Source organism: Larkinella ripae, from assembly GCF_054780775.1.
On record NZ_BAAGVR010000014.1, the window covers coordinates 400,751 to 422,680 of the forward strand.

General features: G+C 55.9%; 19 protein-coding genes. 12 read left to right on the top strand and 7 right to left on the bottom strand.

What is annotated here, in order from left to right:
• Window positions 1-20: 20 nt before the first annotated feature.
• The gene (locus tag ACYVHX_RS08480) at window positions 21-557 is read right to left on the bottom strand and encodes a DUF2911 domain-containing protein (RefSeq protein WP_460671204.1); all 537 of its coding nucleotides are present in this window, start codon (window positions 555-557) and stop codon (window positions 21-23) included.
• Between the two features lie 171 nt (window positions 558-728).
• On the opposite strand from ACYVHX_RS08480, the gene ACYVHX_RS08485 reads away from it, so the two are divergent.
• The 7 genes from ACYVHX_RS08485 (at window position 729) to ACYVHX_RS08515 (ending at window position 9,409) form a co-directional block, all read left to right on the top strand.
• A complete protein-coding gene (locus ACYVHX_RS08485) occupies window positions 729-1,913 on the top strand; it encodes a DUF4350 domain-containing protein (RefSeq protein ID WP_460671205.1) in 1,185 nt (394 codons plus the stop codon).
• A 15-nt stretch (window positions 1,914-1,928) separates the two neighbouring features.
• Window positions 1,929-2,903, top strand: a complete 975-nt coding sequence (locus ACYVHX_RS08490; protein WP_460671206.1) for an AAA family ATPase — start codon at window positions 1,929-1,931, stop codon at window positions 2,901-2,903.
• Window positions 2,900-4,240: a DUF58 domain-containing protein gene (locus ACYVHX_RS08495; RefSeq protein WP_460671207.1), complete on the top strand. Its 1,341-nt coding sequence runs from the start codon at window positions 2,900-2,902 to the stop codon at window positions 4,238-4,240. The genes ACYVHX_RS08490 and ACYVHX_RS08495 overlap by 4 nt, the downstream gene beginning before the upstream one ends.
• 3 nt (window positions 4,241-4,243) lie before the next feature.
• Window positions 4,244-5,704: a M20 family peptidase gene (locus ACYVHX_RS08500; RefSeq protein WP_460671208.1), complete on the top strand. Its 1,461-nt coding sequence runs from the start codon at window positions 4,244-4,246 to the stop codon at window positions 5,702-5,704.
• Between the two features lie 112 nt (window positions 5,705-5,816).
• Window positions 5,817-8,648 carry a T9SS type A sorting domain-containing protein gene (locus ACYVHX_RS08505; RefSeq protein WP_460671209.1) on the top strand — a complete coding sequence of 944 codons (2,832 nt, stop codon included), beginning with the start codon at window positions 5,817-5,819 and terminating at the stop codon, window positions 8,646-8,648.
• A gap of 25 nt (window positions 8,649-8,673) precedes the next feature.
• Window positions 8,674-9,009: a hypothetical protein gene (locus ACYVHX_RS08510; protein WP_460671210.1), complete on the top strand. Its 336-nt coding sequence runs from the start codon at window positions 8,674-8,676 to the stop codon at window positions 9,007-9,009.
• A gap of 109 nt (window positions 9,010-9,118) precedes the next feature.
• The gene (locus ACYVHX_RS08515) at window positions 9,119-9,409 is read left to right on the top strand and encodes a hypothetical protein (RefSeq protein WP_460671346.1); all 291 of its coding nucleotides are present in this window, start codon (window positions 9,119-9,121) and stop codon (window positions 9,407-9,409) included.
• Window positions 9,410-9,479: 70 nt separating this feature from the next.
• Here ACYVHX_RS08515 and ACYVHX_RS08520 read toward each other — a convergent pair whose 3' ends face one another.
• Complete coding sequence (locus ACYVHX_RS08520; protein ID WP_460671211.1) at window positions 9,480-11,081, bottom strand: serine hydrolase domain-containing protein; 1,602 nt, start codon at window positions 11,079-11,081, stop codon at window positions 9,480-9,482.
• Between the two features lie 101 nt (window positions 11,082-11,182).
• On the opposite strand from ACYVHX_RS08520, the gene ACYVHX_RS08525 reads away from it, so the two are divergent.
• The gene (locus ACYVHX_RS08525) at window positions 11,183-12,457 is read left to right on the top strand and encodes a PQQ-dependent sugar dehydrogenase (protein WP_460671212.1); all 1,275 of its coding nucleotides are present in this window, start codon (window positions 11,183-11,185) and stop codon (window positions 12,455-12,457) included.
• A gap of 175 nt (window positions 12,458-12,632) precedes the next feature.
• Here the strand turns inward: ACYVHX_RS08525 and ACYVHX_RS08530 are convergent, their stop codons facing one another.
• Complete coding sequence (locus ACYVHX_RS08530; protein ID WP_460671213.1) at window positions 12,633-13,643, bottom strand: LLM class flavin-dependent oxidoreductase; 1,011 nt, start codon at window positions 13,641-13,643, stop codon at window positions 12,633-12,635.
• Window positions 13,644-13,802: 159 nt separating this feature from the next.
• On the opposite strand from ACYVHX_RS08530, the gene ACYVHX_RS08535 reads away from it, so the two are divergent.
• Window positions 13,803-14,903: an alpha/beta fold hydrolase gene (locus ACYVHX_RS08535; RefSeq protein ID WP_460671214.1), complete on the top strand. Its 1,101-nt coding sequence runs from the start codon at window positions 13,803-13,805 to the stop codon at window positions 14,901-14,903.
• A gap of 4 nt (window positions 14,904-14,907) precedes the next feature.
• Here the strand turns inward: ACYVHX_RS08535 and ACYVHX_RS08540 are convergent, their stop codons facing one another.
• The gene (locus tag ACYVHX_RS08540) at window positions 14,908-15,915 is read right to left on the bottom strand and encodes an FAD:protein FMN transferase (protein ID WP_460671215.1); all 1,008 of its coding nucleotides are present in this window, start codon (window positions 15,913-15,915) and stop codon (window positions 14,908-14,910) included.
• A gap of 107 nt (window positions 15,916-16,022) precedes the next feature.
• On the opposite strand from ACYVHX_RS08540, the gene ACYVHX_RS08545 reads away from it, so the two are divergent.
• Genes ACYVHX_RS08545 through ACYVHX_RS08555 form a run of 3 tightly spaced genes read left to right on the top strand, consistent with a single transcriptional unit; the run spans window position 16,023 to window position 19,517 of the window.
• A complete protein-coding gene (locus ACYVHX_RS08545; protein ID WP_460671216.1) occupies window positions 16,023-16,394 on the top strand; it encodes a BlaI/MecI/CopY family transcriptional regulator in 372 nt (123 codons plus the stop codon).
• Window positions 16,391-18,364, top strand: a complete 1,974-nt coding sequence (locus ACYVHX_RS08550) for a M56 family metallopeptidase (protein WP_460671217.1) — start codon at window positions 16,391-16,393, stop codon at window positions 18,362-18,364. Before ACYVHX_RS08545 ends, ACYVHX_RS08550 begins: the two co-directional genes overlap by 4 nt.
• Window positions 18,365-18,371: 7 nt before the next feature.
• A complete protein-coding gene (locus ACYVHX_RS08555; RefSeq protein ID WP_460671218.1) occupies window positions 18,372-19,517 on the top strand; it encodes a TonB family protein in 1,146 nt (381 codons plus the stop codon).
• Between the two features lie 71 nt (window positions 19,518-19,588).
• On the opposite strand, the gene ACYVHX_RS08560 is transcribed toward ACYVHX_RS08555, so the two are convergent.
• From ACYVHX_RS08560 to ACYVHX_RS08570, 3 genes are all read right to left on the bottom strand, one after another.
• Entirely contained in the window at window positions 19,589-20,008 is a 420-nt protein-coding gene (locus ACYVHX_RS08560) for a hypothetical protein (protein WP_460671219.1), read from the bottom strand.
• Window positions 20,009-20,146: 138 nt separating this feature from the next.
• Window positions 20,147-20,656 carry a SixA phosphatase family protein gene (locus ACYVHX_RS08565; RefSeq protein WP_460671220.1) on the bottom strand — a complete coding sequence of 170 codons (510 nt, stop codon included), beginning with the start codon at window positions 20,654-20,656 and terminating at the stop codon, window positions 20,147-20,149.
• Between the two features lie 49 nt (window positions 20,657-20,705).
• Window positions 20,706-21,905 (bottom strand): M20 metallopeptidase family protein, encoded by a 1,200-nt coding sequence (locus ACYVHX_RS08570; RefSeq protein WP_460671221.1) that lies wholly within the window; start codon window positions 21,903-21,905, stop codon window positions 20,706-20,708.
• Between the last annotated feature and the right edge of the window lie 25 nt (window positions 21,906-21,930).

Below are 21,930 nucleotides of genomic sequence, written 5' to 3' on the forward strand. Positions count from 1 at the left end.
GTTCAACTGATGGGGCGGTTTTATTCGTTTGCCCGCACCCGAATCGGCACCAGAGCTTCGGTCTGATCCCAGGCCAGCAGCATATCGGTGCCCCCCGCTTGCGGTGCAAAACTGATGTAAAACTGTTCGGCGACGGCATTGCGTTTGCGGGCCACCACCGGCACCCGCAACACGTCTTTGGCCTGGTCGTAATCCGTGCCCCACTGGCCGGTTTCGCGGTTGAAAATCACCACCCAGCTGCCTTCCGACGGCACGGTCCAGAGCGAATACTCGCCTTCGTCGAGCGGCTGACCCGCCACGGTCACGTTCTGTTCCAGCGTAATGAGGGTCGCTTCGTTGGCCCCCGTCCGCCAGACTTCGCCATAGGGCACCAAGCCGCCGAAAATTTTACGGCCTTTTTTATAAGGCTGACAATATTCTACTTTTACCTGAACGCCATTCTGGTTAATTTCGGCAGTAGCCTCCGGGCTGGACGACTTGGTGTACGAACGAATTCCCAAAAAAGCAACGACGACCAAAACCGCAATGATGCCGATAATCCACAGGACTTTTTTCATAAATCAATGATTTTGCATGGAAAGCAGGAAAGTTATAAAAATTTGTTTGGTTGCGGGTTTCTAACTTCGTATAACTTGCACCAAAACCCGCGAGCTGATTGAATCGTCATCAATTGCCCGGATGCCAGCGCCAGCCGTTCTGTCGTCCTGCAAGAAACAAACCATTACCGTTTGAAACCGAATAAATACTTGCTTTTTCTGCTCGCTACCGTGGTGGCTTATGGGTTGTTTGAATACTACCGCCCGAAGCCCATCAACTGGAACCCGACGTACAGCAACAAGGATAAGATCCCGTTCGGCACGAAAGTGGTGTTCGATCTGCTGCCCGACCTGCTGAACCGGCAACCCGTCACGAGCCTGCGAAAACCGACTTTTAACCACTTGTCGGACAGCACTTTGCCCGCCCGCAGCACGTATATTTTTGTGTGTCATTTCCTGCGCCTGAGCCGTTTCGACCGCGAGAAGCTGCTGGCGTACGTGCAGCGGGGCAATACGGTTTTTCTGTCGGCCTACGAATTTCCGGATTCGCTGGGTCGGCTGCTGGGCTTCCGGGCGGATCTGAAAACTCCCTCGCTGCGCGACACGACCCTGGGGATGAACTTCACCAATCCGGCGTTGAAAAACCGCCCCGATTACCATTTCCGGCACGACGACGGGCGGAATTTTCTCGTCACCACGAAAGCCGCCCACACCACGGTGCTGGGGCGCAACGCCCGGAACGAGCCGATTTTCCTGAAAATCAGGTACGGCAAGGGCGATTTCTACATCCACAACCTGCCGCTGGCTTTCACCAATTTTTACGTTCTGGACTCCGCCACCGCCGATTACGCCTACAAGGCGCTGTCGTATCTGCCCCCGCAACCGACTTTCTGGGACGAATACCAGAAACAGGGCCGTTTCGACGAAAGCGAACAGTCGCTCCTGCGCTACGTTCTGACCCAGCCGCCGTTGACGTGGGCTTACTACCTGACGATTGTGGGGCTGCTGCTGTACGTTTTTTTGGCCGGAAAGCGCACGCAACGCATCATTCCGGTGGTCGAGCCGCCCAAAAACACCTCGCTGGAATTTGTCAAAACCGTGGGACAGCTGTATTACCAGCGGGCTGATCACAGCAACCTGGCCCAGAAAAAGATTCAGTATTTTCGGGCGTATGTTCGGGAGCAGTTTGGCCTGGACACCTCCAGACCGGACGAAGAATTCAAGCAGACGCTGGCCCGCAAAAGTGGCGTTTCGGACTCGGATGTGCAGGCGCTGTTTCGCCAGATTGCCTTTTCCCAACAGCAGATGATGAGCGAGTACGACCTGCTGCGGCTGAATGAACTGATTGAAAAATTTTATGTCAATGCGAAAGCCTAACCGCCTTTTCACACCATGTCTCCCTACGAAAACCGCCTGGATTTAACCACCCTGAAAACCGCCGTTGAGGCCATCCGCACCGAAATGGGCAGGGTCATTATTGGCCAGACGTCAGCCATCGACCTGCTGCTGACGGCCTTGCTGGCCGACGGCCACGTGCTGATCGAGGGGGTTCCGGGCGTGGCCAAAACGCTGATGGCCAAACTGCTGGCGAAAACCATTTCGGTTGATTTCAGCCGCATTCAGTTCACGCCCGACCTGATGCCGTCCGATGTGCTCGGAACGTCCATTTTCAACCCGAAAACCACGGATTTTGAATACCGGCGCGGACCCATTTTCGCCAACATCGTCCTGATTGACGAGATCAACCGCGCCCCGGCCAAAACGCAGGCGGCTCTGTTCGAGGTCATGGAAGAACGGCAGGTCACCAACGACGGCATCACCCACCCCCTGGCCGATCCGTTTCTGGTGCTGGCCACGCAAAATCCCGTCGAACAGGAAGGGACGTATCGTCTGCCCGAAGCCCAGCTCGACCGGTTTTTGTTTAAAATCGTGGTCGGTTACCCCACCATTCCGGAAGAAATCAACATTTTGAAAGGCCACCACGAACGGCGCAGCCTGGCCGACGCCGTCGAAGCGGTGCAATCGGCACTGACCGCCGAACAGTTGCAGGCGCTGCGGACCCAGGTCCACCAGGTGCACATCGAGGATAAGCTGTTTGAATACATTGCCCAGATTGTGCAGCACACGCGCACCAACCCATCGCTGTTTCTGGGCGCTTCTCCCCGGGCTTCGGTGGCCCTGCTGAACAGTGCCAAGGCGCTGGCGACGCTCCGGGGCCGCGATTTCGTCACGCCCGAAGACGTGCAGGAGCTGGCCGGGCCGGTTTTGCGCCACCGCATACTGCTCACGCCCGAACGCGAGATGGAAGGCGGCACGGCGGACGAAGTAATCGGGCAGGTGGTGCAGAAGATTGAGGTACCCCGATGAAAACCGTCCGCGCGCTCTACGTCTCGACCCGCGTCTGGCTGATGCTGATCGGCTTCGTGGTGCTGTTCATCACGGCCTACGTGTTTCCGGTGCTTTTCCCGCTGGCCCGGCTGGCGCTGGCGGTTTTTGTGGCCTTGTGTCTGCTGGATGCCGTTTTGCTGTTCCGAAACCGGAGCAAACGGGCGGCTTTTTTTGCCCGGCGCGAACTGCCCGAGCGGCTGTCGAACGGCGACGAAAATCCGGTGACAATCTACCTCGAAAACCGCTATCCGTTTCCGGCGCAGGTCGAAATCATCGACGAAATTCCGTTCCAGTTTCAGAAACGCGACGTGTTGTTTACGGCCACGCTGCAACCCAACGAAACCCAGGCGCTGCGCTACGAACTGCGGCCCACCAAACGCGGAGAATACAGCTTCGGCGCCGTGAACGTGTACGCCATGACGCCCCTGCGGCTGCTGAAACGGCGGTACCATTTTTCGCAGGACAAAACCGTAGCGGTTTTTCCGTCGTTCCTGCAAATGCGCCAGTACGAGCTGCTGGCGATTTCGAACCGGCTGTCCGAAATTGGCATCAAAAAAGTCCGGCGGCTGGGGCACAGCATGGAGTTCGAGCAGGTGCGGACTTACAGCCGGGGCGACGACGTGCGGACGATCAACTGGAAAGCCACCGCCCGCCGGAGCGACCTGATGGTGAACGCCTTCCGGGATGAACGCTCGCAGGCCATTTACTGCCTGATCGACAAGGGGCGCGTCATGAAATCGCCGTTTGCCGGCTTGAGTCTGCTGGATTATGCCATCAACGCGTCGCTCGTACTGAGCAACATTGCCCTGCTCAAACAGGACCGCGCCGGGCTGCTGACGTTCGCGGACCGGGTCGGGCAACTGGTGGCCGCCGAGCGTCGTCCGGGGCATATGCAGAAAATTCTGGAGGTGCTCTACCGGCAGAAAACCCGGTTTCTGGAGTCGGACTACGAAGCCCTGTACACCAGCATCCGGCAACACATTCGCCAGCGGAGTTTGCTGCTCCTTTTCACTAATTTTGAAACCGTAAACGCGCTGCTGCGGCAAATGCCGTACCTGCGCCGGCTGGCGAAGGATCACCTCCTGATCGTGGTCTTTTTTGAGAATACCGAGTTGAAAAGTTTGCTCACCGACCCGGCGAACACGACCGAGGAGATTTACCAGAAAACCATCGCCGAGAAGTTTTATTACGAAAAGAAACAGATTGTCAAAGAGTTACAAAAATACGGTATTCAGGCCATTCTCACCGACCCGCAGAACCTGACCGCCGACACCGTCAATAAATACCTCGAACTGAAAGCCCGGGGAATGATCTGAACCATGAAACGACTCCGCTGGGTAGTGCTCGGACTGCTGGTCCTGCTGGTTATTTTGCTCATCAACACGCTCCGGTTTTCGTCGAAGCAACTGACGGGCGTAGCGCCTGCGCCCGCCGTTTCGGCCGGTGATTCGGCCGTTGGTCGCCTGGTGAAAGCCCTGCAATTACGCACGGTTTCGTTTACCGATTACGCGCTGACCGACACCACGCAGTTCGAGAAATTTCTGAGCCTGCTGCAACTCTCGTTTCCCCGGATTCACCGCCAGCTCAAACGCGAGACGTTTAACCGCTACGGTTTGCTGTACGAATGGAAAGGCCGCAATCCGGCGCTGAAACCGGTTTTGCTAATGGGCCATTACGATGTGGTTCCGGTGATTCAGGGAACGCAAACGATGTGGAAACGGCCGCCGTTTGCCGGATTGATCGAAGACGGTTTTCTGTACGGGCGGGGGACACTGGACGACAAAAGCAGCGTTTTGGCCCAGCTCGAAGCCGTTGAATGGCTGTTGAGCACCGGTTTTCAGCCCGAGCGGACGATGATGCTGGCGTATGGTCAGGACGAAGAGGTGACCGGTTTTCGGGGCGCCCAGACGATGGCGGCCGAACTGGAACGGCGGAAAATCACGCTCGAATACGTGCTGGACGAAGGGGGAGTGCTCAAAACCGACGGAATTCCCGGCCTGAGCAAACCGGTTGCCCTCATCGGAATCGGCGAAAAAGGCTACGCCAGCATCGAAATAACGACCGTCAGCAAAGGCGGTCATTCGTCGATGCCGCCCAAACAAACCAGCATCGGTCTGGTGGCCGAAGCGGTCAGCAAGCTGGAAAAAAATCCGTTTCCGGCGCGGCTGGATGCCGGCCTGGACCAGATGTTTACCTACATCGGCCCCGAAATGCCGTTCGGCCAGCGGATTGTGTTTGCCAACCAGTGGCTGTTCGCGCCCCTGATTACCCGCATCATGTCGCAATCCAATTCCGGCAATGCCACCCTGCGAACGACGACCGCGCCCACGATTTTTCAGGCCGGGGTGAAAGACAACGTGCTGCCGATTGACGCCACCGCAACCATCAACTTCCGGATTTTGCCCGGCGAAACTGTGGAAACGGTCAAACAGCACGTTGAGGAAGTCATTGACGATGAGCGGATTCAGGTCAAGGTTCTGGAAAAATTCATCAGCCAGCCCTCGCCGGTTTCCGACCCGAACGCGCCCGGTTTTGAACGGATTCACCAGACGATCAAGGGCGTGTTTCCCGAAACCATCGTCACCCCGTACCTGACCTTGAGCGGCACCGATTCCCGGTTTTTCGCCCGCGTTTGTCCGCAGATTTTCCGGTTTTCGCCCACACCCATGGACGACGAAGACACGCAGCGCATCCACGGCACCAACGAGCGCATCCGCATCCGGGACTACCAGAACATGATTCGGTTTTACGCGACGCTGATTAAAAACAGTCAGCAATGAACGCCATTGCGGTTTCTGTTCGCATTTGCATCCGTTGGATTATAAGGAGCTAAAATTGTAATTTTATCCCCTGTTGATCCAACCCTAAACCCGCAATCGGTGTCCTGTAGGTATGGCAGAATTTCTATCGAACCGACGCGGGCAATTTCGTTTTCCCGGAATCCGCAGCGGGTTTGCGAGCGGCTTGCTGTGTTTCTGTTTCCTGCTGACCGGTGCGCCCAGCCTTTTCGGCCAGAGCGTTTCGCTGCATCTGGACAAAAGCGGTTTTTACCAGATCCGGCCAACCGCCCCGCCCCGGTTTTCGGCCAGCCGTAAGGCTCAAAGCGCCGTTGTCTCCATTGCGGACGATGCCCGACGCCCCACCAACGCCGTGACGCTGTCGGTTTCGTTCGGGGCCGATCTGAATCTGGACAGCATCAGTTCGTTGGTACTGATCATCAAAACGTCCCCCGAATTTCGGGCTCCCAGCGAAAGCATCTTCATTTCCTACAAAGCCATCAACAAGGCAACCCGAACGATGCAGGTACCGGTCGGGGGCCTGAAAGAAAAAACCGACTATTATTTCACCCTCTATCATTTCAGCGGCTGCGGTGGGGACGAAACGGCGCAGGTGCATTACAAAACCGGAACGGCGCCCCAAAAATCCAAAAAAGTGCTGCTGGTGCTGGATCAGGCCTACGAAAACGATGCGCAGGTTCAGCAGGCGTTAACGGTCTACAAAACCGACGCAATCCGCGCCGACCCTGCGCTTGTGTTTGAGCAGACCTACCTTTCGGCCAATCCCGCCGAGAAAGGGCAGCTTTACGAGAAAATCAAGGCCAGGTATTACGACGCCGAAGCGCCCCTGCAGTATTTGTTTTTTATCGGGCGCATTCCCAGCGCCACCACCCGCTCCGACGTTCTGGACCCCCAGACCAACCAGCCACTTCCGGGCATGCAGAACTGGTTTTCCAGTTTGGGGGTCTACACCAAAATTCTGACGCAGGATTTCCCGTTCGACACGCAGGAAAATACGTTCATTAACCGCCGATACGACTGCCAGCGGGTCGGCAGCGCGCCCATCCCGAATGACCGAACACCCGTTATTTTTCAGTCAAGCCTGTCCGATATTTCGTACGGCGCGGTGGTGCCCACCCGTCCGGAAGAAGGCAGGGCGTATATTTTGCGGTATTTTGAAAAGCTGCATCAGTTTAAAACCGGCAAAATCAAATTCGACCGGAAGGTGTTGCTGGCCGATACGTTCTACAACGACGGCACCTATCCGCACCAGATCGAGCAGTTGAGCGGCCGCTGGACCCAAAACGATACGATCAATGTGCCCCGGAAATACGGCGCCAACTACCACGGAACGGACCCGATCTGGCAGGCGGATTACCTCAGCAAATTAGGCAGCAATTCGTACGAAATCGCCTACTACAACGGGCACGGCGAACCGACCCGGCACTACTACGGGATTACGCCGACGGAAATCCATCAGCTCGGAAAGCTCAACACGCTGCTCTTTGATTTTACGGCCTGTTCGGTCGGAAACGTTGATTTTCAGGATTATCTGGCCGGTGTTTACCTCGACAAAGGCAACACGCTCTTTGTCAATTCGTATTCGACCCCGATTGGCAGCGTCGTCTACGACGATCAGTCTCCGCTTCTGGACCGATTCAGGGAAAACGGCGCCTTCCAGGCGTTGGTGAAAGGCGCTTACGTCAGCGATGCCTACCGCTCCGGCTATTCCTTCAACACGGTTCAGTATCCGTTGGGCGACCCGTTGCTGCTGCTCGACCCGCCCTGTACAAACCCGGAACCGCTGGTGATTGAGGCCGTGGGTCAGGTTGCGCTTTGTCCCGGCGATACGGTTACGCTGAACCTCTCACCCCATTTCAGCGATTACCGCTGGTTCCGCAACGATCAGGAAATCAGTGCCGCCGGGCAAAACCGGCTGGTGGTCACGCAGGGCGGTTTTTATACGGCAAAGGCCAAAATGTGCGGGCAGGAAGTCAGCAGCGACCGTTTAACCATTACGGAAAAACCGGGTCCCGAAACCCCGGTTGTTACCGTTGAGACGTTCCCGGACCGCTACCGGCTGCGGGTCACGCCCGCGGGGGCCTTCACACCGGTTTTTAACTGGTACATCAACGGCGAACGCTGGCGGGAAACGACGCAGGATACCGTCACGGCCTTTATTCTGGGCGACTATACCGTCAAAGTTGCCAAAGAGGGGTGCTCGGTTTTGTCCAGGCCGGTTTCGATCCGGATCGAGCAGCCGGTCTTATCCGTCACCGGACCCGCTGTGCTTTGTACGGGCGACAGTGTGATCCTGAAAGCGCCCGAAAATTTCAGTTCCTACACCTGGCTGGTGAAAGAGGGTCCGGCCGTGGTGACCACCAGCGCCACGCGGATTGTCAAGCAAAGTGCTTCGGTAGCCGTGCGGCCCAAACGCGGAAACCTGGAAGGCCCAACGTCCGATTATGTGACGATGGCGTTCAAACCCAAACCGCCCAAACCGACCGTGACGCTCGAAAGCGACGGTTTTCGGTCGAGCAGCCCGGTCAATAACCAGTGGTTTCGCGACGGCAAACTCCTGCCGGATTCGACCCGTCCGTTTCTGCGCAATCCGGGCGCCGGAACCTATCTAGTCCGCGTAACGGACCAGGGGTGCTACAACGAGTCGGACCCGATGATGCTCACGGCCGTCGAGCCCGTTTTGAGATTCTTAACTGTGTATCCCAACCCCGGAAAAGAAACTTTTTGGGTGGAATGGCCCGCCGGTTTCCGCTCGGGGCGACTCGACATTCTGGACAATCTGGGTCGCACCATGTTCAGCCAATTCTACGCCCGTCCGCCGTCGGGACCCGTGCCGATCAGCCTGAAAACCGCCCCTGGTTTGTACCTGCTGCGGTTTTCCACCGCCGGGCAGTCGCAAGTGGTGAAGCTGCTGGTGAGTAATTAGCTATCCGTAAACCGCCAGCAGGGCGTTGCAGCCCGGTTTACAGTCGCTGGAGTGGTTTGACGTATTGACAGGAATAGGTATCTTTGAAAAATTGAGAATGGCCATGCAACAGACTTTTGAAATCAATGCGGGCAAGATTACCGCCCAATTTATTGAACATATGCTTACCGCAGCCAAAACGAAGTTTGGCAACCGTAACGTGAAAATTATCATCGAAGACTCCGAACCTTTCCAGGCCGTTAGTCAAAAAGAAATTTTCAAAAGAATGGAAGAACACCGTAAAAAACTCAGCACCGTCCAAGTTGATCCTAACCTCGACTTATCTGCTTTGGCGAACGAAGTGAATGACACTCCGCTATGATTTACTTCGATACGGATGTTTTGATTCATTATCTCATTGAGCAAGATCCCTCAAAACACCAGCAGTCCATTCGGATTTATCAGGAAGCATCCGAAAACGACCAGTTTTCATCTCTTTCCTATGCCTTCAGGAAGTAGCGTTCGTGCTTGCAAAATTGAAGGTTGACCACGCCAGAATCAATCCCATGATTGGCGACCTCTTGCTACAAACGCGCGTTAATTACGGGGCTGAGCAGTTCCTACGAGGCAAAGAATTGGCCACAAAAATCGGCTTCCAACATCTGAATGATTGTCTGCATACCGCCATTGCGGAGACGTATTGCGAAGAGCTTTACACCTTCAACAAGGCCGATTTCAAACAGCTTCAAAAATACACAAGTCTCAAAATCACGATTCTGTAAAAGAGTTAAAAGCAAAGATTTATTCGTAAAGTCGCAAGTGGTGAAGCTGCTGGTGGCCTACTAAAAACCGCTATTTCCCCTGCGAGACGGCGGCCACCAACTTCCCGTTCAGCGCCGGGCGGTTGTCTTTGCTGTTGGTCAGGACCGCCAGGCTCTTCTGGAATTCGAGTTGCAGGTCGTCGCCCGAAAACCGGCAGACGACGTTCTCGTAATGCGCGGTTTCGATAAACCGCCACGTCATTGTAAAGGTGTTTTCGTCGCTCCAGGCTCCGCTGGCGGCAATTTTCGTTTTGGTTTCTTTCGGAACCGAGGTCGGCACCAGTTTAAGCGGCACCGTCGATAAATCCGTATCGCCCTCTTTCCAGCTGCCCAAACCGCAAACGACCCGGTGTTCACCCTTATCGTCCTGCAACGTACAGACGCCGGAACCGTTCTGGAACGCCAGCGAAACCCGGGTGATGTTCAGGCTGTTGTCGGCAATCTGATACGGTTTTCCGCTTACGCGGGCAGCGGTCGGCGAGGTCACCTGTCCGGTGGGCAGCGGCAACGCCAGCGACGCCAGTTTTTGCTTCAGGGGCGACGGTTTAGCGGCCACCGGGGTTTGCTGCATGGCCGGGAGAATGTGCTTCCAGACCTCATCCAGAATGCCCTGCATGTTGCTGGTTTCGCTGGTAATGGCAATAACCGCATCTTCTTTCGGCAGCACGATGCAATACTGTCCGTAGGCCCCATCGCCCCGGTACGCTCCGTTCCGACACCGCCAGAATTGGTATCCGTAGCCCTGCAGCCAGTCGTTTTCTTCCTTCGGGCGCGAGCCGCCTTTCGACTGAATCTGAAACTTGGTCGCGTCCGCGATCCAAGTTGCGGGCAGCAGTTGTTTGCCGTTCCACAGGCCTTTCTGCAGGTATAACTGCCCGAATTTCGCGATATCTTCCGTCCGCACGCGCAGGCCCCAGCCGCCGGTGGCAATGCCGTTCGGGTCGGTTTCCCAGTCGGCGCCTTCGATGCCCAGCGGATCGAAGAGCCGGGGTTTTAGGTAATCCACCAGCTTCTGGCCGGTTACTTTCTGAATAATGGCCGACAGCATGTACGTGGCCCCGCTGTTGTAGACGAAGAAGGTTCCGGGTTCGTGCTCGACCGGCAAGGCCAGAAACGCTTTCACCCAGTTTTTGTCCGGGTCAGAACGGAGCGAACCCGTTGAATCCTTGTCGTGGCCGGTGGCCATCGATAGCAAATCCTTCACGCGCATGGCCGCCAGATTGGGGCTGACCGTGGCCGGCACCTCGTTTGGAAAAAACGACACGACTTTGTCCTCCACCGTCAGCTTTTTTTCGGCAACCGCCAGACCGATGGCCGAGGAGGTAAAGCTTTTGCTGAGCGAATACAGCGTATGTTTGAGGGCGGGCGCGTAGGGTGCCCACCAGCCTTCGGCCACGACTTTACCGTGCCGAACCACCATCAGGCTGTGCAGGTTCAGTTTGCCCGCTTCCACGGCGTTGATAAAATCCAGCAAACCGGCCGACGAAACACCCTGGGTTTCCGGCAGGCTGCGGGGCAGTTGAAACGTCCGGAGCGGGTGGGCCTCCAGCGCCGTCGGCAGCGAAGAAAGCAGGCTGAAGCCAGCCAGGCCAAAACCCAGTTGGTGAAGAAAATTTCGGCGGTTTACGGTCATGATCGTAGGAATAGTATGATTTTATCGAGCGAGTCTGCCAAAATACGGAGAAAATAGCAATCTTTAGGTTCCGGTTCCCTATTTACTCACTAAACCCTTCGATGAAAAGAACATTTCTTCGGGCCATCTGCCTGACTGGTGCACTAGCGGGCTTCAACGCCGTTTGGGCAACTGACCCGGCACCCCTTTCCGACAAAAAACCAAAAACCGTCGATGCGACGGCCATTAAGCTTCCCGCCGGTTTTTCGGCCACCATTCTGGCCAGCGAACTGAGCGCAGCCCGGCACATGGCCGTGAGCAAAAACGGCGATCTCTACGTCAAATTAGCCAAACTGAAAGACGGCAAGGGCATTTACCGGCTTCGGGATACGAACCAAGACGGCAAAATCGACGAAACAACCGGTTTTGGCGACTACCCCGGTACCGGCATTTTTATCAAGGACAACTACCTGTATGCCTCGTCCAACAGCGACGTGTATCGGTATGAGTTGAACGACAAAGGCGAGGTGATCCAGCCCGAACAACCGGAAAAAATCGTCTCCGGCCTGCGGGTGAAAGAGCGCGATCAATCCAAGTCGATTGCGGTGGACAACCAGTCGATGATTTACGTCAACATCGCGTCGGACAACGATGCCTGCCGCGAAGCCGGAACGGGTAAAGGCCTGATGCCGTGCCCCTTGCTGGACTCAGCCGCCGGAATCTGGCAGTTTAAAACCAACCGGCTCAACCAGTCGTATACCGACGGTGTGCGGTTTGCGACGGGGTTGAAAAACGTCGTCGGTCTGGACTGGAACACGAAAACCAACTCGCTGTTCGTCATGCAGCACGGCCGGGGCAAGTTCCACGATTTCTATCCGCAATATTACACCGCCCAGCAAAGCAACGAATTACCGGCCGAAACGATGTACGAACTGAAGAAAGGCGGAGACGCGGGCTGGCCGTACATTTATTACGACCACATTCAGAAGAAGAAAATAGTGGCTCCCGAATACGGGGGCGACGGCAAAAAAACCGGGGGCGAAAAAACCATGAATCCGGTGGCGGCTTTCCCGGCCCATTTAGGACCGAACGGCCTGCTGTTTTACACTGGAACGATGTTTCCCGAGAAATACCGGAACGGGGCATTTATTGCCTTCCACAGCCAGTCGGCGGAGTTGAAGAAAGGGTATTTAGTCGCTTTCGTGCCGTTCAAAAACGGAAAACCGTCGGGTCCGTGGGAAGTGTTTGCCGATAATTTTGCCGGGATCGATCTGGCCAAGCCCACCGGTCCCGTGCAGCACCGCCCCTGTGGCCTGGCTCAGGGAACGGATGGCTCGCTCTACGTTTCCGACGATCTGGGCGGCAGCATTTTCCGGATTGCGTACAAGAAGAAATAGGTTTTCGGTATGCGGTTTTCGCCGGGCCGACGTTTCGGTGGGCTGACGCAAGCTGTAACAAGGACGCGTCAGCCCACCGTAAAGCAGTGGATCGTAATTACAACGGCGCCGGCCGCCCGGTCCCGATCAGCGCCCGGCGAAAACCGTATACTGAAAACCGAAAACCGTCTACCCCTCAAACCACCGCGCTTTTCAATTCAAACACCTCGGCCAGCAGACGGTAGGATTCCAGCCGTTCTTCCAACTCCGAGGCTACATTGACGAGCATCAGTTCATCGACTTCGTACCGGTCGGCGTAGTTCAGCAACTGGGTTTTTACCTCCTCCGCATTGCCCATGATCATCCGTTGCCGGTTGTGCTGAATCCGGGCTTCTTCGGCGGGTGAATAATCTACGCTTCTAATGTCGTCGTAACTGAACGCATCGACGCGCCCACGGGTTTCGTACTGCAAAAACCGGTAGTCGATCATGGCCTGTTGCCGGTGAACCGTGTCGGGGTCGTTGGAACAGAAAACAAAAACCGCCACGTTGGCCTGGGGTTCTTCCAGGTTTTCGGACGGCTGAAACCGGGCCCGGTACGTCGCCACGGCTTCCGGACCGCCGTGCGGATTGATGAAATGGGCGAACGAAAAACCCATGCCGAAATGAGCCGCCAGCACCCCGCTATGGCCCGTCGAACTCAACATCCACTGCTCCGGCACCGAAGGCGGAATCGGCATGGCCCGCACCTTGGCCTGAACCGTACCCGGCGCATAGCGGTCGTTCAGATAATTCTGTAAATCAAACAATTGCTGCACCATATCCTGCTCGCTGAACGTATTGTTCGGATTGAGCAGGCTGGCCGTGACGCGGTCGCCACCGGGCGCGCGGCCCATGCCGAGGTCAATGCGGCCGGGAAAGAGCGCTTCCAGCATCCGGAAGTTTTCGGCCACTTTCAGGGCGCTGTAGTGTGGCAACATTACCCCGCCCGACCCCACGCGGATCGATTGGGTTTGGCCGGCCAGGTGGGCAATCAAAATCTCCGGCGTTGTTCCGGCCAGGGACGTCACATTATGGTGTTCGGAGACCCAAAACCGGGTGTAGCCCAGTTCCTCCGTCAGTTTGGCCAGCGCCACGGTTTCCTGCAGGGCTTCGCGGGCATCGCTGCCTTTGCGAATTGGTGACTGATCTAAAACGCTTAACTTCATTATGGTTCGTGTTATCAACGGCAAGTTCTCTTGGTTCAGAACAACCATCCTGTGAAAAAAGGTGCCGGATGAGCCGCAAACATTTGTTTTCCGAAAACCGCCTTGCTTTTCTCAAACCGTTCTGTTAACTCGGTCTGGTATTCCGAACGACCTCTTTCCATGAAACTGATTTTCATTCCTTTCCTGCTTGGCCTGGCGGTAACGGCGGCAGGCCAAACCGCATCGGTGGCCCGCGTCGATACCGGCGTCATCGGCGGAGCCCGCTACCGGATTGACTTTCCGGCCAACTGGAATCAGGCCGGCGCGCCCAAACGATTGCTTCTGTACGCGCACGGGTACGAGGTAATCAGCAACAAACCGGGGAAACTGAGTGGCGGCTGGATGGCTCCCTTTCTGAAAAAAGGATACGTGGTGGCGCAATCGGCTTACCGGCGGCAGGGCTGGGCCGTGGCAGAGGGCGTAGACGACACGGAAGCGCTTCGTCAGTATTTTGTAAAAAAATACGGTCAGCCCGACAGCACGTTGATTACCGGCCATTCCATGGGTGGCATGATTACGCTGGCGACCATTGAAAAATACCCGCAGCATTACCAGGGCGCGCTGCCCTTCTGTCCCATTTCGGGCCATTTATACCAGTCGCTCCAGACTCATTTGTTCGCGCTGCTGGTGACATTCGACGGTCTTTTTCCGAATACGCTGAATCTGAACAAGCTGGCAACGGGTGCCGGGCCGCCCGTTGCACCGGACGTGATTGAGCAAAAACTACGGGCGGATTCGCTGACTGGTCAGCAGTTTGCCCGCCGGTTTGCGGTGAAATACAAAGACTTACCCGGTGTTCTGTGGTTTTTTCAGGAAATCTACCGCGACATCAGCCAGCAAGCGGGTGGCAATCCGTTCGACAATACCAATACGCTCTACGGCGGTTTTCCGGACGACGCCCTGGTCAACCGCAAGACGATCCGGCTGACGGCGCAGCCCAAGGCCCGCTCGTTTCTGGGTCCTTACACCACGTTTAGCGGTAAAATCAGCGACCCGGTTTTGCTCGTCCACACCACCTACGACGAATTGATTCCGCCCGAACACGGCACGGCCTACGACGCCATTGCCCGCCAGGCCGGTAACGATCAGTTGTTTGTCATGAAATTTACCGACGGCCAGGGGCACTGCCGTTTCACCCCCCAACAAACCGAAGCGGTTTTTGATCAACTGCGGCAGTGGGCCAAAACCGGGCAGCGGCCGGGGGCAGGTGAAGTAAAATGACGCGCTACGAACCGATGAAAGCCTGGATGCCCGCGGTCGCAACGGTTTTCAGCTCGCCCTTCTCGTCTTTGTAAATCAGGTAAGCATCCAGCTCCTTGTGCCGGGCCAGAAAACGCCGGGTTTCTTCCAGGCCCATCACCAGAAAGGCCGTGGCGAAGGCATCGGCGGTCATGGCGTCGGCGGCAAAAACCGTGGCACTCAACAGGGCAGCGGGCCGGGAAAAACCGGTTTTCGGGTTGATGATATGCCCAAACGTTTCGCCGTTTTGCCGGTAATAATTGCGGTAAGTGCCCGAGGTGGCCATCGCCCGGTTCGCCATCCGAACCGTCGTCTGAAAACCGCCGGGCCGAACCGGACTCTCGATTCCGACTTTCCACCATTCGCCTTCGCTTCGTTCGCCCCGGCAGCGAACTTCTCCGCCCACTTCCACCAGGCACCGATCAATTCCCCGGGATGCCAGAAAAGCCGTCAGCACATCGACGGTGTAGCCCTGCGCGAGAGCATTGAAATCCAGCCGGACGTTTTTTTTCAGCTTCCGCACCGATACCGAATCAAAGGATATGTACTGGAAACCAACGTATTGCAGCAATGAGTCAACATTCGGCAGCCACGGTTCGCGCGATTTTTTACCCAGCTCGTAGGCTTCTACCAGCGGTTTGACGGTGGGGTCGAAAGCGCCCCGGGTGGCCAGATGCACCTCGGCGGATTTTTTCAGAACCGGATAAAAATAAGGCCGTTCAAACCGGTGGGCATCCGTCCGGTTAAACCGGGAAATCTCCGAATCGACCCGGTAAGTGGACAAACAGCGATCAAACGAGGTCAGAATTGAATCGATCTGCGTTTTGAAGTTCCGCTGTTGCGCATCCCGGTATCTGATCCGGTAGGTTGTGCCCTGCGTTTCGCCTTCCAGACTAACCATCGGGAGTTCCGTGTGGTAATCCGGATCAGCGGCCTTTCCAAGCCGATTAAACCCGAATAACGCCAGCGCAACCAGGAAAATCGAAACGTTCATGCGTAGTGAAAACTTTTTGAACAAAAAAACTAATACATTAGTTGTAGAACTAAACCATTAGTCATACATTTGATTCAGTCAATTCAGCTATTTATCATTCTGTTTCTATGCAAGTTCGCGAATTAACCAATGCCGAGGAGGAAATCATGAAAGTGTTGTGGAAACTGGAGAAAGGATTTGTCAAGGATGTCCTGGCCGAACTCCCCGAACCCAAACCCGCCTACAATACCGTTTCGACGATTATCCGCATTCTCGAAAAGAAAGGGCTCGTGGGCTACCGCGCCTACGGCAAAACGCACGAATACTATCCGCTGATCACGGAGGAAGAATACAAACGCTTCGAAATGGAGCAGCTCATGTCCGGTTATTTTGACAACTCGCTGAAAAAGCTGGTATCGTTTTTCGTCAAAGACCGCAACCTGAGCCTGAAAGAAACCGACGAAATCATCGAACTCCTAAACCGTAAAAAAGAATCATGAACCCGGTGCTCGACTATTTCCTGAAAGCAAACCTTTTTCTGGTGCTGTTCTACGGCTGCTACTGGCTGTGGCTCCGGAAACATACTTTTTTTCGGCTCAACCGGTCGTACCTGCTGGCCTCGATTTTGCTCTCGCTGGTGTTGCCGTTTATTGAACTGCCCACCGAAACCGTCGAAACCATTCCGGTGCCGACCGTCGTCTTTAGCCTGCCCGTCGCCGTTCCCGCCCCGGTTGAAGCCACCGGCCCGGACTGGGAACTGATTGGTTACGGATTCTATGGACTGGTAGCGACGGTTTTGCTGCTCCGGCTGCTGATTCAGGTGACGGGAATCGGGCGGTTGATCCGGCGTTCGGAACAACACGAGGTGGACGATTATACGCTGGTGCTGCCGTCCGACGAGCGCGTGCCGACCTTTTCGTTCTTCCGGTATCTGGTGCTGTGCCGCCGGGATGCGCAAACGACCAACACCCCCATCGTGGCCCACGAACTGATTCACATCCGGCAGTGGCACAGTCTGGATGTGCTGTTGCTCGAAGTAGTCCAGCTTTTCTTCTGGATCAACCCGGTTTTGCTGTTGTATAAACAGTCGATTCAGCAGGTTCACGAATTTCTGGCCGACGCCCAGGCCGATGATAAACACCAGTACGCTACGTTTCTGGTCAATTATGCCTTTGGCGTTCAGCCGAATACGGTAACAAATGGTTTTTTCAAACCTTCGCTGCTGAAAGAACGCATCAAAATGCTGCACCGCCGGACCACCAGCCGCTGGGCGCTGGGGAAATACATGCTGGTGCTGCCGCTGTTGCTCAGTCTGCTGGCGATGACAACCGCCCGGGAGGAAATCACCAACCTGGTCATCCAGCCGGTTGCCGACGAAAAAGGAACGGTTTCGGGCAACGTGACCGATTCCGACGGAAAACCGCTGGCCAACGCCACCCTCATCATTCGCAACACAACCCGTGGCGCCCAAACCAATGCGGAGGGGCACTACGAATTGAAAGATGTACCGTCCGATGCCCAGATTGTGGCCAGCCACGTGGGTTTTGAAAGCCAGGAAAAGGCGGTTTCCGGCAAAAAGACGCTGGATTTCACCCTGGCCGTTAAAGTTTCTTCGCTCGACCGCGTGGTGGTGGTGGGGTACGCGACCTTGCCCCGCTCGGCAACGGCTCCGGCTCCGACAACGCCCCCGGCGGCAAAGAACGCGCCCAAAGACGGTTTTACGGTGGTGGAGGAAATGCCGGAATTTCCGGGCGGGCGGTCGGCGCTGGGTGCGTATCTAAGCCAGAATTTACGGTATCCGGCGGATGCTCAACGCAACAACACGGACGGAACGGTGCTGGTCCAGTTTACGATCGGAACAAACGGCTCGATCTACAACATCCGGGTGAAAAAAGGGGTTGGCGATGGCTGCGACGAAGAAGCGGTGCGGATTGTCGGAAAAATGCCCGCCTGGAAACCGGGTACGCAAAACGGTCAGCCGGTGGCGGTCCAGTATGTGTTGCCCATTCAGTTCATGCTCGAAGGCAAGCCGGATAAACGAACCGGTCAGCTCATGGATGACGCTGAGAAAACCCATCAGACCGTCAACATTACGGCCGGCGTCGATCCGGCCACGCAACCGCTGTTTCTGGTCGACGGGAAAAAAATAAAATCGACTACCCTGAATGCGGCCGTACAACCGCATGACATCGAGTCAATTAATGTCCTGAAGGAGGCTTCGGCGACCAGTATTTACGGCGACGAAGGGAAATACGGCGTCGTTCAGATCACGACCCGGCAGCAGGCCATGGGTGACAAAATCCAGCGGGCGGGCCGCGTGGATTACGACGGAAAACCGGCCGTGTACATGCTGGACGACAAAACCATTACGCGGGAAGAATTTCAGAAACTGGACCCCAAGGCGATCGAACGGGTCGAGGTCGATCACACCAAATCAGCGTATACCATCAAGGCCACAACCAAAAACTAAGGTCGCCATGAAACCTCCTAAACCCTTTCCCGCCCGGCTGCGGTTCTGCCAACGGCGGCTCGACAACCGGCTGATTGCCTACACCTTCGGCCCTAAACCCGCGGCTTTTGTCACGCCTTTCTTCCAGCCTTCAACCTTAAAACAACGCATTCTGATGTTACAGAAATCCGAAACCAGCCGCTGGGCAATGGCCAAATACGGTTTTGCCATCCTGATGATTTCCAGCCTTTTTCTCTTCGTGGCCGCCTGCGAAGATCAGTCGAAAAAAGATGTGGTTAGCCAGGGACCGATCACAGTTTCGGGGCAGATTCTGGGCAGTGAGGGAGTCGCTATTCCGAGCGCCAGCGTTGTCTTGAAAGGATCGGCCCGGGGAACCACCACCGATGCAAACGGAGAGTACCTACTCAGCGAAGTGCCTGCCAACGGAACGCTGGTCATTTCGTTTATCGGCCACGAGAGTATCGAAGTGCCGGTCAATGGCCGGGACGCACTTTACGTTCGGCTGGCGGAACCCAACGACGGTACAAAATCCATTTACTGGACGGGCCCGTCCAAAAGATTGAAACAGCCTAAAAGTCACCTTTCGCAACCGTTGTACCAGCCTGACAAAAAGGGCGATGTCTTCACCGTCGTGGAGCAAAATCCGGAATTTCCGGGTGGCATGCCGGCGCTCGGCCGGTTCATAACGGACAACATCCGCTACCCGGAAGCGGCCAAACGGGCGCTGGTCAGCGGGCGGGTTTTCGTTAACTTTGTCGTCAATGTAGACGGTAGTATTCAGGATGTACAAATCCTGAGAGGCATCGGTTTTGGGGCCGACGAAGAAGCCCTTCGGGTGGTCAAAGCCATGCCGCGCTGGAAACCGGGTATGCAGGGCGGAAAACCGGTGCGGGTGCGCTACAACCTGCCCATGAATTTTGACCTGGCGAGCAAGGCAACGCCCAAAACCACGGCTTCGGCCGCGGAAGACGATGGCGCAATGGACCCTAAATTTTACGCGGAAGTTCGCCGGGATTACAACCGGTTCCTGGTCAACGGCAAGAGCGTCAGTTTTGACGAGTACGTCAAGCTGGATCGGTACGCTTACGAAGGCGGTTTCGACCTAAAGAACAAAACCGTAACCATTTCGGTCAAAATGCCGGTGAATCCGTAAAGCAACGCACCGGTTTTCAGATGAGGTTAAAAATAAAGAACCCCGCTACGGATCGTAGCGGGGTTCTTCCGTTATTTCCGGCGGTTTTTGGGAAACATCGCCATGAATTTCTCGTAAAAATCTTCGTACACTTCGGGGCCTTTTCGTTTTTCCCAGCCGACGGCAAACTCGGTTTTGGCGCGTTTCCAGGTGATCGTTACGTCCGGTTTTTCGGGCTTTTCGAGCTTTGTGGTTTTAATTTTGCATTCCTGCTCCAGCCGGGCAAATGTTTTCTGGGTGCTGTCTTTCTTCTGCTGGCCCAGTTGCGTAAACGGCCCTTCCGACCCGGCCCGGTAATACAGCAAGCCATTGTCTAACAGGCGGTATTCGGGCCGGTCGTCTTCGCTGCCCAGCGCCACCACGATCTGACGGCCCGTAAACCGGTTGGGAAAGGTCGAACCGGTTGGCTCGGGTTGCTGGCCCTGCACGGTTTTCACCAAAACCAGGCTCATCAGGCAAAAAACAAAGAACACTCGAACAAGACGGGGACTCATTAAACCGATTTGAATTTGGGTTAACACTCTCTTTCTTAACTGATGAAATCCGAAAAAATTGCCCGTTTTTCGTCCTTCCGTTGCGAAGCGACGGTTTTAGGGCGCCGTCGGTTTTCCGTAGGTTTCTTCCCGCAGCCGCACCGATTTTCCGAACAAGCCTTTTTGCAGCGTCACAATCAACAAATTATCGTGATCGCCGGCGGCAATTTCCTTCTTGCCCGGTGTGGTGCCCAGGCCCTTCGCAATATCCAGAATGGTGTTGCTGTGGCCGACGACCAGCACGTTTCGGCCTTTCACCTGCCGCACCCGTTCCACCACCGCGCTGACCGGTTTGGCCGGGTAGGATTCGATGGGCAGGTTGAGGTGCTGCGCCAGGGGCCTGGCGGTTTGCTGCGTCCGGCGATACGGCGTGGTCAGAATCAGGCTGATGCGCTCGTCTTCCAGCCGCTCGGCCAGGTCCTGCGCCCGTTCAAAACCCAGGGCAGTCAGGCTGCTGGTGTCGGCTTCGCTCACTTTCTCCGCGTGCCGGACAATGAAAACCGTCGAGGTCGAACAGGCCGTCAGCCCCACCAAAAGTCCTAAAGCCAACCAAGATTTATAATTCATCTCACTCAGAACTTACCCTGAAGCTCCCGAAAATATATATTCTTAAGTTCTACTTCGTTACCCTCAATTCTTCCACCGCCAGCCAGCTCATCAGTCCCGCGCCGATTTCCAGGGCCGATTCGTCGATGTCGAAGGTGGGCGTGTGTACGCCGGAAATGATGCCGCGTTCTTCGTTGCGCGTTCCGAGCCGGTAGAAACACGAATCGACCACCTGCGAGTAAAACGCGAAATCTTCGCCCGCCATCCACAAATCCAGGTTGACGATGTTCTCCGCGCCCATGTATTCCGTGGCCGCCGAGCGCATCCGCCGGGTCAGTTCGGGGTGGTTTTTCAGGAACGGATACCCGCGCACGACCGTGAACTCGCAGCGCGCGCCCATCGCTTCGGCCATGCCTTCGGCCATTTTTTTCATCCGGTGCAGCCCGTCTTCCCGCCATTCTTCGTCCATGCAGCGAAAGGTCCCTTCAATGGTTACTTCGTTGGGAATGACGTTCGTCACGCCGTCGGCAATAAACCGCCCGAACGACAAGACCGACGGATTGGCCGGTTTGCGGTTTCGGCTGATGATCTGCTGCAGGGCTACGATGATGTGCGAAGCAATCAAAACCGGGTCGATGAGCTGGTCGGGCATGGCCCCGTGGCCCCCTTTTCCGATCACGGTCAGGTAGAGTTCGTCGGTGCTGGCCATGTACATGCCTTCGCGAAACCCGATTTTGCCGACCGGAACATTCGGTGCGACGTGCTGACCGATCATGCTGGCCGGGGCCGGATTTTCCAGCACCCCGTCTTTAATCATCAGCGAAGCCCCGCCCGGCGCTTTTTCTTCGGCGGGCTGAAAAACCAGTTTGACCGTTCCTTCGAACTGATCGCGAAGGTCCTGGAGAATGCGCGCCGTGCCCAGCAGCGAAGACGTGTGAACGTCGTGCCCGCAGGCATGCATCACGCCCTCGACCGTCGATTTGTACGGCACATTGTTCGCTTCGTGGATCGGCAGCGCATCCATGTCGGCCCGCAGACCGACCACCCGGTTTTCCGACGCAGCCCCGCCCTGCCCTTCAATCAGGGCTACCAAACCGGTGTTGGCAACGCCTTCCTGGGGCGTCAGCCCGATGGCTTTGAGTTGGTCGGCCACAAATTTTGCCGTATTGTATTCATTGAACGACAGTTCCGGATTGGCGTGCAGATGACGCCGGTTGGCAACGATATCGGCAGCGTACTGCCGGGCCAGGGTTTTAATTTGTTCTTTCATCGCTTAAACGTACCCACCGGCTAAA